We start from the raw sequence: 16,097 nt of genomic DNA, 5'->3' as shown, positions 1-16,097 counted from the left end.
ATGTTACTGCACATTCCAGGTCCTGTCCTTGAGATAGAAGCGAAAGCCACAAGGCCTTCCCTTTGGAAGTACCGTTATCCTTTGTTTGCGATGGCTATGATTGGGATTCTCGTATTCTACCAACTTGCAGTGGTTCTACTCCTTCGAAAATCTTCAGAACATTCCAATTCACCATTTTTTGGATCTAAGATCATGAATCCTTACAAAAATTGGAATGGGAGTATGGGTGAAAAAATTTCCCTACATACACATTCTAATGAAGTTTGGTTCACTCCTGAGAGACATACGATTCAAGAAATCAAATCCGAATATACAAAGGAAGGTTTTTCCAATATCGCTGTCACAGATTACGGACAGGTTTCGCAGACAGAAGATCCATTCTACATCCGAGGAATGGAATGGGGACAGAATGTGAAAAAACGCCACATACTGGCAATTGGGATCCAAAAGGCATTTTATGATTATTTCCCTATTTATGCATCCAGAGAAAACTTAAATTGGGTTATGGATCGTATGAAAAAGTTAGGTGGTTATGTAATACTACCACATCCCAAATTATTTGACTCCTATTCAAAAGAAGAGATGTCTGCTTTAGATGGTTTCCAAGCGGTAGAAGTATACTCTCCGTTCGGTGATGATGCAAAAATATTAGATACATTACTCAGTTCAGGTAAAAATGTCCACTGTATGGCAAGTGACGATTTGCATTATTTTCCAGAAACAGTGGTGCAAAAATTTGACCAACCTTTTTGGAAAGATTGGATCCAAACATTAGGTGGACAACGAGGTAGGAAAGGCGAAAGTTTTTTGCGTTACATCGTGACAAATGACGGTGTAAAAGACCAAACGGCTGTTATGCAATCCTTACAAACGGGTTCTTTTTATTGTGTGAAAAAATTCTTCCAAGGGGCTCTTGATCCAATGGTTCCTCAAATCCAAGTGAATGATAAAAACCAAATCCAGGTGACTTCGAAAGAACGGTATTTGGAAATTCGTTTCATTGGGCAAAAGGGAGAAATTTTACAAGTGAGTCCCGATACGAGTTCTGCAACCTACCAAATGTTGGAATCGGATCCTTATGTCCGAGTGGAACTCATTGCACTCACAGGTTCGATTCTATCGAATGCCATATTTCGAACCAATTAAAAACAAACTGATTTTTGATTCTACGTTTCAAGAATTTTATCCCATGGGAAAAATCCACTGATTGTTTCAGGAATCCTACCATAGGGTTGGAATCTGCAAAATCAAAGATTCCAATCCTAGGTCTAAATATTTTTTTCTTATTTAAAGGTTAGATTTTGAGCAGATCCATCAAAAGCATCTAAATACGTTTTTGATGTTTCTTCATATTGTTTTACGACTCCCAAACTTGCCTGCCCAGAAATACTCGCACCAGCTGCAACATAGGTTCTGTTAAATGCTTCATCAACAGACATAAAATCGGAACCACCAACAGTGGGACTTGGATAGTTGGTTGGAACTTGGTCTGCATTCAATTGGTCAGTTACATACCCATTGATATTAAAAATACCATAAGAGAGTTTGGCTCCGGGAAAGGATGAAGTTGATAAACCACAGATAGTTTCCGCTTTTGTTCCAGCTGTTGTGAATGTAGCTTTTGCTGTTGTTAGGAAAGGTGAATCAAATTTTTGCATATATGCTAAAACATAATAAATTTGATCACTACCACCACAAGCCGTTTTTAATTGGTCGAGTGCAGTTGTATTCGATGGATTGATTTCCTTTAATTTGGTAAAACTAAGTCTAACAACGGAACGAAAACAAAGTTGCCTTCCAGAATCTACTTCTGTTAACACCACTCGACCATGTTTGCTGATCCAAGAGGAGTTTTCGGGGCCATTCCGCCAAGTATAGGTTTGGAATTTGGTTCCATAAATCGAATCATTACCTGTGTAACTTTCGGTGATTACGTCCCCTACATTGGCAAATTGTGGGTTACCAAAATCAACTAACCGGTAGTAAACGAGCGCTCCATCATTGCCCAAAGTTGTGTTTGGATCATCAAAGAATAATTGTAAGGAAGGAGTGGAAGCACCTGTCTTTTTAATTTCGAGAAAATGGTTAAAGGATTTATTCCCTGCATAAGCAGTAGACGCAACATTTGCCGTTGGAGTGTTGATTTTAATTGTTAGAGTGGAAGAACCAAACCCACTCAAGTTGACATTACTGAGAACATCCGTACGGGAGGCAGTAGGGTTGTTAAAATAACCAGCATTCTTTAATGCTAAAATTAAGTTATCAATGATTCCAGAATTCCCTCTTGCCCAGGTCGCCGATTGTCTCACAAAACCCCAGTTATCTGCACTTGTTGCTGACCAAAGTTTTTCGGAACCAAATCCAAAATGAATGGAATCACTTAATAATTCAGAGAGAATCGTTTTTTCGGATTTACGTGTTTGGTTCTGGTAGTCTGAAACCTGGAAACTAACACCCAAAAAGAGAAGGAGAAAAACTGTCTTTTTCATCATTTAGTCCGCAATCCCTTTTGGAATACAAATGGTAAATCCAGACTTAGGTCCAGAACAACCTGCGGCTTGGTTATAAGCCCATAGGGATAATAAGAGAGCACTGATGGCATCTTTGTCTTGATTGTCCTCTTTTTGAAAGAGGGAACAAGAGACGAGAGAACTAAAGAGTAAGATCGTGATAAGTGGTTTTCGAAAGATTCTCATAACTTATATAACAAAAGGTATGAGTGTAATTTGCAAGAATTTTAGCGAGATAAGATTTGGTATTCCCACTCGTTCACTAAACTTTGTTCGATTGGTGACGTGATGGTTGGAGGAGGTGTGAGGGAACGTGCCAATGTTTTTGTGCCAGTGACTGCTGGTGGTAATAAACGGTAGAAGGGATCTTCCTTTTTGCCACGGAGTTGGTATTCTTTCCATTCTTCTCTTGTGACAAAGGCTCTAATCCTATCTTTTGAAGGAGTTGGTGCTGCTTTAAAGGAAATCCGTTTGTCTGGGATGGTAATCCTTTCTCCCTTTTTCACAAAGTTGTCACTTTGCATAGGATTGGGAAACAGCAATACGGGTTCCCCTTTTTGGTTTTCAGGAACGAGAACAACATACACATAATTGTCTTCAGCAGTTTCGATTTCAAAACGAATCGGTTCTCCGGCAACATACGAAGATTTGAGTGAGTTGATTTTGACTTGGGAAGTTGTACTAGAGCCTGTGTGGGAAAGAGCGAGGTAGATGTTTTTTTTGTCTAGGTAACTGAGAAAGTCTGCGACCAAAGTTTTAGATAAGGACTCAGGTAGTCCATTTCGGTATTCCAACGTTTCGTGTAAAACATCCACAAAGGAAACAAGTGCTTGTCCATCTTCCTGTGAAACGAGGACCAATTTATCCACTTGGGTCAGAGATTGTAAATTGGTCTTTGTTTCCGTTGTCGCTTCCCCTCGTTTGTCAAATTCCCAGGTTTTGGATTCACTTGAAGGAAAGGCTACCACGATTTGCCCACGACCAGTGGATTGGATTTGTTCTTTGATAAAATCTCGCAAAGCCCGACTTTCTTCCGTGGAAGGGTAGGCCTCTATCGCTATTTTATATACTGGTGTTGTACCAATTCGATCTGCAGAGAATACAGATAAAACGGCAACTGAGAAAAGTACCAAAAAACGTTTCATGATTAACCTTGTCCTTTGTAGTCGTTCATGATTTGATCATTTTTTTCGTATTGTTCTTTGATGCGTTGGTAGTTCTCTTCTTTGATGGCTTTGAATTGTTCAAAGATACGCATTTTCTCTTTTACAAACTCATCCAAAATCTGTTTTTTCAATTCTTTGCCTGAAACTACCACTTCTTCGTTTTGGCCCACTAGCGTTTGTTTGCCTTTTTTGTCAGGGCTAACTGCAACTGTACCTTCATTCACATAAACTCCCGTTTCGACTTCCTTTAAGTCTTCGTCTTCCCCACCTTGGTTTGGTGTTGCAACGAGGAATTCTGTCCCACGAACACCTGCCACAAAACTTGGGTTGACTACGCTCAATTGGGAATCACTAGGACCACCACCTGGTGGTTTGTGAGCTTTTACGAATAATTTACCACCTACTAAATTGAGTGTGGTGGATTTGGTTTTTGGATTCAATAAGTCGTCAATGCGGAGAGTCGAAAATTTCGCCAAACGAATGGTTGCTTGTGTTGCCAATTGGATTTCGCAAGTTCCATCTTCCGTTGTGATGGTATCCCCTTTTTTTAGGACACTCCCTAATTTCACCGGTTCTTTTGCTTTTTTAAAACGGGGACCTGATAGGTAATTGTTTCCTTGGATGAAACTAACAACTCCTACTTCTTCCGCAAATACAGTAGTGGTCGTGATTAAAAACAAAAATAAGGGAATCAAACGGATCATGCCACTTTTATAAGGGATAAGCGCTACCTTACAAGTCAAAAATCAGAAAAAAAAATCAAAAAATTCCCTACAAATCATTCTATTTAGAACCAGAATCAATTAATACCACCTATCTTTTGATATGTGGCGTGTTCTCTTCATTGTGACAATGTATCTTTCTTTGGGAATTGGATCCTTACAAGCCGAGGGATTCTTTTTATGGGAAGATTGTATTTGGGTGGGTCTCGAACGGAATGCCCAATTCAGATTAGAAAGAACAAAATCAGAATTATTCCCCATTTTACTGAGTGAAAAATGGAAACAATACCTACCGAAATTAGGAGTTCATTATTTTGGAATTTTCTCAAGGAACCGCGAACAATTAGACCAAGAGTATCGAGATGTCAGGATCCAAATCCAACAATTATTATATGATGGTGGCGAAATCGAACGAGAAAAACAAAAATTAGAAATCAAACAACTCATCCAATTGGAGGAAAAAAAAATCTTACGTGAAAAAATTTTCCAAAACATCTCCCTAGCTTACCTCAATGCCAATAAACGAACTCTCATCCAATCGATGGTTGACCACAGATACGATCGTTACCAATTAGAAAATCGAAAACGAAACCTTGAAATCCAAACCAACTTATTACAAGCGGTAGAGGCAAAATCATTAAAACAGTGGGAGGTAGATTTTTATTCCAAACGAATCCATACCCTAGCATTAAGAGAATCTTCCCTCTTAGAATTAAAAGCAGCAATGTTCCTTGACCCAAGTGAAAGTTTGGAATTGGAACCTGGGATTACAGAAAGGATTGAAATTTTCCAACCAACTCCTTCACCGATTGAAGTTGATGCGAACCACCCTCTGCGAAAAAAAAATCGATACCAAATGGAACTTGTCCATTTAGAAGAAGAATCTCTAAGGAACGATTGGAAACCAAAGCTTGTGTTAGGTGGTTACCTGGGACGGAATGGAAACCAAGGATTCCCTCTCCAAAATGAAATTTATGGAGTGAGTATAGGGTTCCAAGCCAACCTGGGAGGTTCCAGTTTTGTTTCCAATACCCAAAATGGTATGCAATCAGAAGGGAATGGAATCCAACGCATTCCAGGTTATGGTCCCCAAGCGGTTGGGCCAGGGGAAAATGCATTCCAAAGTGGTTCCATCAATTTATTTGATGAAGTAAGTCGTGATAAAAAACGATACGATGTTAGATTCAATTTAGTTCAGTCTCACACAGAACGAGAACAAACCGAACTTTATTTACGAAATCTTTCCAAGTCTACAGAAATTAAGTTAGAGGAGGAATACCAAAAATATACATTATATTTGCATTTTTTAAGATCTGCATTTTTAACATTAAAACAAAAAGCGGAAGAGAAAAAATTAAATCAGATTACAGAAATTGAATATTTAAAAACTGAAGAGGAAGTTTTTGTCGCATTTGAACATACCTTTGATCATTATTTTAATTACATCGCAACTGCTTTAGAATTAGTCATTTTACTGGGAGAAGATCCTTTCTCCAATCGATATTACCATTTGCATCGCCATAAATATAAAAGTGAATTCAATCAACTTTTGTCTGATTGGAAAGAACAAATACCAACACAAAATTTCGAAAAAAAGGAACCAAGGAAAGGCAAACTTACCCCATTTTATTTAGAGGATCCGTATGAAATGCGTTAAATGGAGTGGTTATCTTTTGCCATTGGTTGTTTTCCATCATTGCCATGCGAAGATGGGTTCCTCAAAAGATTGGTTAGCTATGTTTGTTAATGATGATACACCAAAGGTGGTTTCCTTTTCTCCTAGTTCTGGAGAACAATCGGTATCCCCCAAAACAAATATCTCAGTCCTATGGAACCAACCGATGGAAATACAGTCCTGTGTGACTGCTTTTTCCCTTGATCCAAACACAAAGGGTAATTTTGAAACAACTGATATTTCCTTAAAATTCGTTCCGAACCAAGAATTATTGCCTGGTGGGTATGTGATCCGCCTCACCAAACAATGTGAAAACAAAAAAGGAAAAGATTTGGATCGTGTGTATTCAATTCCGTTTCGAGTCCAAGTCGAAGATTCACCATTGCCACCTACCATAAATTCCATTTTGATCTCAGAAGGAACGTATGACGAATGTTTGACGGGTGGTAATATCAAAGATCGTATTTTAGAAGAAGTGAATACTGCTTGTTCGGGGTATACTCAAACCACTCCAATCACGATTGTATTTTCAAAACCAATGAACCAAACAGATGTTTCCTTGGGATTGCGAATGGAACCAAGTACATCCTACCACTTGGAATGGACAAATCCCAACCAAGTCCAGATACAATTGGATGCACCCTTACAAAGCCAAACCAGATACCAAATCAATTTGGCTTCTGGTGTTTCTGCTTTGGATGGAACTAAAATAGAAAAACCGATCCGAATGGATTTTTACACAAACGAAGTCGCAAAACCTCCCGAAGTCATTGGTTTTGGCCTCGCTTCCCAATTGTGTGGAATTGGAATCCAAGAATTAGGAAGTACCGTGGGGAGTCGTTGGGATTCTACTTTATGTTTTTGGAGTAAAGGATTATCATTTCTTTCACCACACCAATACCAATTTAGAGGTGGAGATGACGGAACTGGTGGTATCGCGAGTTCTTCTGCATGTGCGGATGTAAATACAGATAATTTCAAACTATTTTTTGATGAATATATGGATCCAATTTCTGTTATCTCTTCCAGTCGGTTGACAAAAATTTCACCACCATCAAGTAACATTCGTTTATCGACATGGGAATGGAGCCATTGCCAATCTGTGTATCCATTCGGATGTAAGGAAATCACATATTCCTTTGCAGAAAGTGAAGCTAGTTGTAATGGAACTTTGTTTGGAAATAATACAACTGGTGGGGACTTTAATTTGGCAAGTTCATCAAATTCTCCCAATTTTTATCCTTATTATGAATTCAAATTAGATGCAGATGTACGTTCTGCGAATGGAAAAAAAATGAGTTCTCCTTTTATCATCCAAATGGAGGCAAAATGAAATTCCTATTCACAATTGTTCTACTTTTTTCTGTTTCCTGCACCCTCTTTCATGAAACTGTGAGGTATCAAAAATTTCCACTTCCTCATGGGAAACTGATACTTTTGGTACCCACAGTTTCTTCCTTTTATTCTGATCATTACCTCTGGGAAAAAGAAGTGATCCTTCAGATTTCGGAATCGTTAGAGCGAAGTGGGTATTCCGTTTTCCATCGAGAAGAAATCCATGAATTCAAAAATGATCCAATTGAGAACAATCACTTGAGTGAATTCCAAAAACAAATCTTACCTAAAAATGGAGACAACTCTTCCCGATTTTCCTATTGGTCTCAGGTTGCCCATGGTCTTGGAATCCCATTTGTGCTCTTTGTTAGGTTTCCTTATCAGGTGGGGAGTCCAAACCAATCAATTCGAATCTTCCTTTATGATTTAAATGAAAAACAAATCGAACAATTTGATTGGGAATGGAAACCCGATTCGGAATTACCATTGTTTCCCCGAGCCGAAGGTAACCCATGAATCGACAAAATGTTAGAAGAGTTTGGTATATGGTAATTGTAATTATTTTTTTCTCATTTAGTTGTGAGAAAGAACAAGTCATTGATCCAAAAGAATTTCAGATCGTTAAGGATGCCTACAATACTGGACATTTAACGGTAGTACAGGCGATCCTATCGGACCGAAAAAAGGAAAGGAAACTATCCCTAGAAGAAGAAAATTTATACCTAAAATCTCTTTTTTATTTGAGTGAATGGAATGAGTTTCTAAAGGAATGGAACGATACCCAGAAAAAAACTCCAGAACTGATCATGTATTATTTTAAAGTGATCTTACTTTCCAAAGAGAAAATCCAAGTAAACTTGGAAGAGGAGAAACAATTATTAGAACTTTTGGTCGTCTCACCTGAGGCTTGTTTGTTGTATCTTCAGTGGAATGAAAGACAAGTAAAATCGAAACATAAATCACTATTTTTGGCCCAAAGTAAACAATTTCAGAACTATTTAGATAGAATGAATCAGGAGTTATCTAAAAAATGAAAAATCTACGTTTTCTCCAGTCACGATTCCAACGAATCACAAATGTAAGCATTTCGATTTGGAAACTTTTATGGTCAAAGGGTTGGTCATTTTTTCTCCTTTATACCATCTTATATTTTATCCATTGTTTCACTTCCTGGGACAAACTGAAGTTAGCCAATATCCAGATTGAACTTGAGATGGTGAGTCGGTATGGAAGTGTTTCTTTTTGGCAACTATATCCGTTCCAAATTGTTTCGATTTATTTTCTGTATTTGCTATATTTTTGTTTTTCCATTGTATTGGTTTTTCTTTACTTAAAGTTCAGAAGTAGTAAAGAACCCAATAAACTTTTCCAACTAACGAAAAGAATGACTCAGTCTTTTTTTTCCCTCATTCTCTGTTTGTTTATTGGGAATCTATCAATAGGTTTGATACAAGAGTCATATTATTATTCCCTTTATCTCTTTGGGTTTTGGATTGTTCTCTTTCTTCTTTTTATTAAAGTAAATGGAAGTTTGTTTTCGCAATCGATGTATTTTGTAAGCGATACAAATCCTAAATTTACGAAGAGTTTTGGTTATTTTATCCCAATCTTATGGTCAGCAATGATGTTTTGGATCGTAAGTGTATGAAAGCGAAAATCCTCCAGATTCTTAGAGAAAAATGGAAATACTTGATTCTTTACTTCTTTGTATCCACAACTCTTTCCATTCTATTTACCTGGTTTTCGAATGAGAACATCCGTAATCGATTCCCTTGGCTGACAACAATCTTGTATCACAAGGATTGGTTCCTAGCAGACCAAAATGTGTATGCAATTGGAAATCCCAAAGACGTTCCATTATTTCAAAAACCAGTTGTGATCCAAAAACGAATTACATTGGAGTATCCAGCAACTGTGGAAGCAACTAAGGAAATCCAATTACAGACCAAACATCTTGGAAGGATAAAATTCCTTCATGTCGCAGAAGGCCAATCTGTTAAAAAAGGAGATTTGTTATTACAATTAGATGATGAGTTACTCCGTTTAGAAGGAGATAAATTATCAATTTCATTGGAAGTTGCAAAAGCCAATCAGATCATCGCTTTGGAAAAATGGAAACAAGCAGAAAATCTAATCGAGGTTAAACTTCGAGAAATCGATAAAAAAACGGAATTGTTAGAACTTGCGAAGAGCGAATGGGAAACCTCTAAATTGACAATGGAAAAAAAAGAAACAATGTGGAAGGAAGGTTTTGTTTCTTTATCGGAGCTTGACCGTTGGAAACTGGATGTCGATGCAAAACAGGCTCATTTTAAAAATCTAAATCGTGATAGAGAAAGTTTAGTCAATACACTTCATTTGGATTTTCCAGAAGATACAGTCTCAATCAGTGATAGGATTAAAATATGGAAACGTCAAAATTCCCTGATTGAGAAAACTGAATATGATCTAAGTGTTACCAATACGAAAATTCTCGAAAACCAAATCCAAACCAACAAACAAATGATTTCAGAATTTAAATTATATGCTCCTAAAGCTGGATCAATTTTCAAAGTCCACCTAAAGGAAGGAGAACTTACCAATCATCTGCCAGCGATTGCTCTCATAGAAAATGGAGATCTGTCGGTATCGTATCAAATAGGTGAATCAGATCTAAAGTTGATGAAACTTGGTAAGGAGATTACGTTTCACCCGAGCCTCGAAGGTTCTCAATTTGTTAATGGTGAAATCGATAAGATAAGCAGTTATTTGGATGCTCGTTCCCATGGAATTGGAGTTAGGGCTAAGTTACATAAAAAACGATTATCTTTGCTCCCAGGGATGTTTGGTCTTGTCCAAGTAGAAACTGAAGGAATGAAGGATATCCTTCTCGTTCCAACTGTCTCTGTGTTAGGTGACGTATCTTCTGGTTATTATCTGATGGTGAAGTCCGGTGAAACCATTGAAAAAAGATATGTTGAATGCAAACCACATAACCAAAATGAAATGGAAATCCTTATGGGAATCAGTGAAGACGATCTTGTTCAAGTCAATGTAAAATGAAATTTGTTGGAAATATGATCCAATATTTCGACAGACACAATCGATTGTGTTGGGTCTGTATCATATTAATGTTCATTGGTATTTATTTTCAAATGGATCGTTTTCGATTTCAATTACTGCCAAACTTGACACCTTTACAATACCAGGTTACGACAACATTTCCCAATCATTCAGCTGAAGAAATTGATAAATCATTAAGTCTGCCAATGTCTAAACGCATTTCATCCTTAAAAGAGGTCAAACAAATCCGAACATTTTCGGAACATGGACATTCAAAGATTGAAATTTTATTACAATCGAATATATCGGTCTGGGAATTTAAAGAAGAACTATTTCAGTTATTGTTTGAAATAAAAGATGAATTACCTCTTGGGGTAGGCACTCCCAAAGTACAAATGGGAAGTGATCACCAAAATCCATTTATTGAATTTACTATTTCCAAACAAACCAATTTAACAAAGGAAAATTTCTCATATTTGATCAATCAACTGAAATACAAACTAGAGAGAATATCGGGAGTGATTGAAGTGAAAAAAATTGGTGATTCTGAATCCTTTGGATTCATTCACTTAAGAGAAACATTCTTAAAATTACATCCAATCAAAATAAAAGACATAGAATATCAAATTATTTCTGCCATGCAAGCAGGTTCACTTGGAAAACTATATGATGTAGGCAGGGAAACCGAGATTAAATATGGACCAGAGATTTCCTCGTTGGAAGAGATTCGAAAATTTCCAATCCATTTGGGAGATTCAAAATACATTCCTTTAGAACAGTTTGCGGATACTTCGATTCAACATTCTTCTGTGAATCAAATTGTGCAACATGGTGGGAAAAACTCGGTATATTTTGCCATTCATGTCGATAGAAGCCAAGATCCACTCAAACTCTCATCTCAAATTCATTTGATTTTAAACGAATACAAACAATCGATTCAACCTGTTTTGTACTCTGACACCTCAAGAGAGTTAACAAAACAATTGGTTCAATTCTTTTTCTTCCTATTTGCAAGTTTACTATGTGCTCTCATTTTCTCCTATTCCTTGTATAAAGAATGGTTTCCCGTTTTGTGTTTGTTATTTGCTGTAATTGTTTCTCTCGTTTGTTTTTTCCATCTTATGAATCTATTTTCCATTTCGGTTAACCTTTTGAGTATTAGTGGGATATCAGTTGGGATTGGAATGTTATTCGATGCGAATAATTTAATTTATTACTCAATCCAATCACAATGCCAGAAGGAAAGTGTGAATGTAAATTGTGTCACGGAAGGTGTTCGAAATGTTTTGATTTCCTTGTTTTGTTCGGGATTAACAACAATGGTGGTAATCTTCCCTTTGCTTTTGTATGCACACGAATGGAGAGATTTTTTTTATGATATTGGGCTTAGCATTGTAATATTGATCTTTTCCAGTTTAGTCACTTCTGTCACAGTGATTCCATTATTATTCATTACTTTCAATCCTCAGCTCCAGAAAAGAACAGATCGACAGGAGAAGGATCTGTTTCAGTTGCCTTTTGTTTTCAATTTAATTTGGGTTCGGAAAAAATGGATCGTATTTATATGTTTGGTGATACTGTTTTTAACATTTGTTTTTTCTAGAAACAAAGTCCAGTTCCAAATTTTTCCGAATCCAAAGCCGATTGGAAAGTTGATCCACGTGGTACCAAAATCGACAATTCAGTTTTTGGAAGAAAAATTTCTCATTAATGATATTTTGAATCGAATCAATGGAAACCATTTACTCCAAAGTATAGTCATCTTACCTCAAAACACAGCCTCAGATCAATGGGAAGCGAATGTAAATGCTGTTCCTTTTGTTATCAAATCCTTTGATTTTGAAGGCTCTGAGAAATGGCTCACTGAAGTACTCCAATCGATAAACCCGAATCGCTGGCAAGTGGGTGTATTCGAAATTCATTCTGAATTATCACAATCCTTACCTTTCCTCCCTGTAGATAAGATTGTTTTACTACATGAAGATTGGGACCAATTGAATCGTTTGGCAAAAGAAGTTCTTCATTCGCAAACAGAAGAGAAGTTAGGTGGGAAATTTAATTTTATCCCTACACCCATTCAAATGAAAATTTGGAAAACCAGAATCCTACCAAATTCAGAAGTGCAACCGGACCTCGAAGATTTAGAAAAAAATCTTCTGTACCGAACTTCGCCTAAATATTTGGGTCTTTTGGGTAAAGGCAATTCACTTCCCATGTATTTGTCCATGAGTAAGAAAACTGACGATTCAAGATTACCTCCCTCATCATCGTTACCACTTTTTAAATCAGCCACAAAGGATCTGATTTTCCCTGAATCATTATTCCAAATGACAGAAAAAAAATCATTTTCCGTATTCCAAAGGGAATCGGGAAAATTTTTTCTCGAATGGATGGGTGATTTTGGGATCGAGAATCGTATTCTTACCAAAAAAAATGAGGGACTACAATACTATATCAATTCTGTCAAAAAAGAGACATTGAATTTTTATCTGACATTATTTGTTTTATTAGTTTGTTCTTATGTATTGATATATTTAGCGTTAGTGGGTATCTACGAATCATTTTATCGACCATGTATATATCTATTAATAAGTTTTAGTTATTTTTTATCGGTAACGATATTTTTAATTTTTATCATTCCTGAGATTCATTTTGGACATTATATGGGACTTGTGATATTGATCGGTTTATCAATTGATAGTATTTCCCTTTATGGTGAAAGATGGGAGTTAACAAAGGAAATCCCAGACAATTCACTTAGAATCAAATTAGTTTTTGATTGGTTACAAAAACCAATTTTACTTAACTTTGGTAGTACGTTTTTTGGCTTGTTACCAGTTGTTTTTATTGTTTTCCCTGGATCCGAATTTGTCCGAGCGATTGCAGTGACAATGTGTATCGGAATACTCGTTTCCTGCGTGTTTGTGTTTTATCTGTATCCAAAAATATTTATCAAATGTTTTAGTTCCCCAATATGAGTTTCTCCATTGCCAAAAGGTTTCTTTACCAATGGGTATTATTTTTTGGTACTGTCATTTTAGTTTCTCTCATGACAAGTAGAGAAATATTAATTTCTGAAAATAAGGAAATAGAACACGAACATACATTGGTTATTTCTCAAAATTGGTCAGGCAAAACGACTAACCAAGTGGAAGAGTTACTTACCAAACCATGGGAAATGATGCTAAAATCTGTTAGTGGGTATCTGGAACTCAAATCTGTTTCGGAATTTGGAAATGTTACCATGCACTTAAAACTAAATGAAGGAATTGGAAAAGAGGAAATCATACGAACAATTCGAAATTTATACATCTTAAACCAAGATCTATTCCCCAAAGATGTATTATTTCCTAGGTTTATGTTTGATTCTGGAATTGATTCGAATTTGATTCTCCTACGTAGAATTTCCAAAACTAAGTCACCTCCACCTGCTGAATTATTACGAAAAATCCAGAATGTAACTGGTGTTAAAAAAATTTCATACCAACCAGAGTCTGAAACTGAAATCCAAATCAATATTGACCATAACCTTCTGCTAAGCGGTTTCAGTCCTTCCATGACGGAAATTTACAATCGTTTACGCCATCATTTAGATTCGGTTTCCTATGATCCGGGACAAAATCAATATTTTTTGAAAGAATACCCTGCTAATCCAAGTGAATGGGAAAACGTATTCATCTTGGCCCAAGGGAAAACTTTTCTTCCACTTGGAAAAATCGCGAGTGTAAGTATATCAAATGTTCATGGTAAAAATCATACAAGAATCAATGGCTCGAGTTTTGAATCAATAGTGATCTTTACAAACAATGCCTTCCAACTCATCCAATTGTCATTTCTTTTGGATTCATACCTGTCTGAATTCCCTGATTGGCAATTTGTCTTTTCAAGCCAAGAGGAATTGATAGAGAACATAGCGTTTATATTTTATTTTTACCTTGGAATCGAAGGAATTTATTTCCTATATTTTGGTATTGTGAAAAGGAAATGGATCTTATGTTTCATCCATACAGGTACATTTCTCTTATTTCTAGTCCTCCTATTTTTTTCTCTCAAATGTTTGGGTATACCAATTGGAATTTCGGGTTTTGTATTTTTATTACTTTTGAAAGTACAATTGCCATTGATTTCCTTTCGAAGGATGGTTGTGCATAAAAAACAAATTTTCTCTGCAAGTTTGATTTTGATACTTTCGCTGTATTTTCAGTTACTTCCCACATCGATTTTAAATTTACTGATGATCTTTTTATTTGCTCTCATTTTTTATCCAATCCTTTTGCATCTGTTTTTGAATTTTGGGAAGAGAGAAGGAAAACAGAGTTTTTCCTTACAAGATTTGCAAATACAGAAACTAAATGAATTGGTTTCAAAGAAAGAACCTGGTAGTTTCAATACGAATACCATATTAACATTCTCATTGTATTTTGTAACGTTTCTATATTCGTTACCAGTGCTTTTTGATCCCGTATCTTCCTTCCCTCATTTAGATAACATACAATTGGCAAAATTGGAATTTCCTTCCTATGTTGCAGAATCAGAGAGGATCCGAATTACAAAACAAGTGGAACAATCAATCTTGCAGAAACAATTGACAAACTTACTTGTCGTAACTCATAAAAATACCAGGTCTGATTTTTATATGAAATGGAAGGAAGGGATTCATTCTCTTCATTTTAAAAACTTACCTTCGGAAATGGGTTACTTCCATTTTTTAGAAGGAATGGATGGATTTGAATCTACAATACTAAGGTTCACAAATATGGATCCAAATTCATTGGAATCATCTGTATTAAAAATGATTCCTTGGATTCAGGTGCAAAAAAAAGTATCGGATGTTATTTTGGGATTCCAACCTTCAACGGAAGGAATCGAGTTTCAGACGGATGCGTATCAATTGACTAAAATGGGAGTAGGTATTGATCCGTCGATTCGGGAAACAAATCTTATATTACAACCGAATGTCGTAAGTAAAATGTTATACGGAGGAAAGTTAGTTGATGTGAAATTAAATTCAAATCATACGATTTCAAAAGAGAATTTTCAAAAACAGCCAGTTGCTGTTGGGAATGGAAAAGTCCTTTATCCTGAATCGTTAAGGCATTATTCGACTCATCAAAATTTGGGAAAAATATACCATAAAAATGCCGAGACAAGTATGGAGATCATTGTTAAAGGTGAGGGTATCAATTGGAATTTAATGGAAGACGGAATACAAACATTACTTGCCAAAGATAAGACCCAATTAGCAGAGAGGTCCAAATCAGATCATGGGACAATCAAATATCAATTTATATTTTTGCTTTTATTCCAAATACCTTTCTTCTTTCGTAAAAAATATTGGATCGAATTATTATCATTTCTATTTGCATTTGTAATTCTTTGTAAATGCCAATTCCAATTTTTTTCTAGGAATTATGATCAATTGTGTTTTATCCCATTCTTATTTATTATGTTTCGAATGAATTCTTATCAGAAAAAAATCCCTCCATTTTACCTAAGTTTCCCATATGTTGGATTGTTAATTGTTACTTATTTTTATCCATGGAAATCTGGTGTTTATTTATTCCAGTCACTGTTTTTGTTCCAGGTTTTTGGAATCATTTCTGATAAGTTTAAAAACAATTTAAGAATATTCAGAACCAGATAACGA

At 36.1% G+C, this 16,097-nt stretch carries 13 protein-coding genes; 9 read left to right on the top strand and 4 right to left on the bottom strand.

Annotation, left to right across the window (positions count from 1 at the left end; all coding sequences use genetic code 11):
• Positions 1–1,146: a PHP domain-containing protein gene (locus tag CH354_RS00435; protein ID WP_100726359.1), complete on the top strand. Its 1,146-nt coding sequence runs from the start codon at positions 1–3 to the stop codon at positions 1,144–1,146.
• Positions 1,147–1,283: 137 nt separating this feature from the next.
• Here the strand turns inward: CH354_RS00435 and CH354_RS00430 are convergent, their stop codons facing one another.
• From CH354_RS00430 to CH354_RS00415, 4 genes are read right to left on the bottom strand one after another with little or no spacing between them, the layout of a single operon-like run.
• Positions 1,284–2,489, bottom strand: a complete 1,206-nt coding sequence (locus tag CH354_RS00430) for an LIC_12337 family protein (RefSeq protein WP_100726461.1) — start codon at positions 2,487–2,489, stop codon at positions 1,284–1,286.
• Between the two features lie 3 nt (positions 2,490–2,492).
• Positions 2,493–2,696: a hypothetical protein gene (locus CH354_RS00425; protein WP_100726360.1), complete on the bottom strand. Its 204-nt coding sequence runs from the start codon at positions 2,694–2,696 to the stop codon at positions 2,493–2,495.
• Positions 2,697–2,737: 41 nt separating this feature from the next.
• Positions 2,738–3,655, bottom strand: a complete 918-nt coding sequence (locus CH354_RS00420) for a DUF4384 domain-containing protein (RefSeq protein WP_100726361.1) — start codon at positions 3,653–3,655, stop codon at positions 2,738–2,740.
• Between the two features lie 2 nt (positions 3,656–3,657).
• Positions 3,658–4,380: a FecR family protein gene (locus CH354_RS00415; protein WP_100716426.1), complete on the bottom strand. Its 723-nt coding sequence runs from the start codon at positions 4,378–4,380 to the stop codon at positions 3,658–3,660.
• Between the two features lie 121 nt (positions 4,381–4,501).
• Here CH354_RS00415 and CH354_RS00410 point away from each other — a divergent pair, with 121 nt between their 5' ends.
• From CH354_RS00410 to CH354_RS00375, 8 genes are read left to right on the top strand one after another with little or no spacing between them, the layout of a single operon-like run.
• A complete protein-coding gene (locus tag CH354_RS00410; RefSeq protein ID WP_243395900.1) occupies positions 4,502–6,055 on the top strand; it encodes a TolC family protein in 1,554 nt (517 codons plus the stop codon).
• Positions 6,042–7,406 (top strand): Ig-like domain-containing domain, encoded by a 1,365-nt coding sequence (locus CH354_RS00405; RefSeq protein WP_100726362.1) that lies wholly within the window; start codon positions 6,042–6,044, stop codon positions 7,404–7,406. Before CH354_RS00410 ends, CH354_RS00405 begins: the two co-directional genes overlap by 14 nt.
• A complete protein-coding gene (locus CH354_RS00400) occupies positions 7,403–7,924 on the top strand; it encodes a hypothetical protein (RefSeq protein WP_100726363.1) in 522 nt (173 codons plus the stop codon). The genes CH354_RS00405 and CH354_RS00400 overlap by 4 nt, the downstream gene beginning before the upstream one ends.
• Positions 7,921–8,442: a hypothetical protein gene (locus CH354_RS00395; RefSeq protein ID WP_100726364.1), complete on the top strand. Its 522-nt coding sequence runs from the start codon at positions 7,921–7,923 to the stop codon at positions 8,440–8,442. The genes CH354_RS00400 and CH354_RS00395 overlap by 4 nt, the downstream gene beginning before the upstream one ends.
• A complete protein-coding gene (locus tag CH354_RS00390) occupies positions 8,439–9,056 on the top strand; it encodes a hypothetical protein (protein WP_100726365.1) in 618 nt (205 codons plus the stop codon). The genes CH354_RS00395 and CH354_RS00390 overlap by 4 nt, the downstream gene beginning before the upstream one ends.
• A complete protein-coding gene (locus tag CH354_RS00385) occupies positions 9,053–10,450 on the top strand; it encodes an efflux RND transporter periplasmic adaptor subunit (protein ID WP_100726366.1) in 1,398 nt (465 codons plus the stop codon). The genes CH354_RS00390 and CH354_RS00385 overlap by 4 nt, the downstream gene beginning before the upstream one ends.
• A 14-nt stretch (positions 10,451–10,464) precedes the next feature.
• The gene (locus CH354_RS00380; protein ID WP_243395899.1) at positions 10,465–13,428 is read left to right on the top strand and encodes an efflux RND transporter permease subunit; all 2,964 of its coding nucleotides are present in this window, start codon (positions 10,465–10,467) and stop codon (positions 13,426–13,428) included.
• Entirely contained in the window at positions 13,425–16,094 is a 2,670-nt protein-coding gene (locus CH354_RS00375; protein WP_100726368.1) for an efflux RND transporter permease subunit, read from the top strand. The genes CH354_RS00380 and CH354_RS00375 overlap by 4 nt, the downstream gene beginning before the upstream one ends.
• Positions 16,095–16,097: the final 3 nt, after the last annotated feature.

Origin of the sequence: Leptospira levettii, assembly GCF_002812085.1 — a bacterium.
Taxonomy (GTDB): domain Bacteria; phylum Spirochaetota; class Leptospiria; order Leptospirales; family Leptospiraceae; genus Leptospira_A; species Leptospira_A levettii.
The sequence above is the reverse complement of the archived record's forward strand: the minus strand, read 5'-3'. Positions and strand labels throughout refer to the sequence as shown.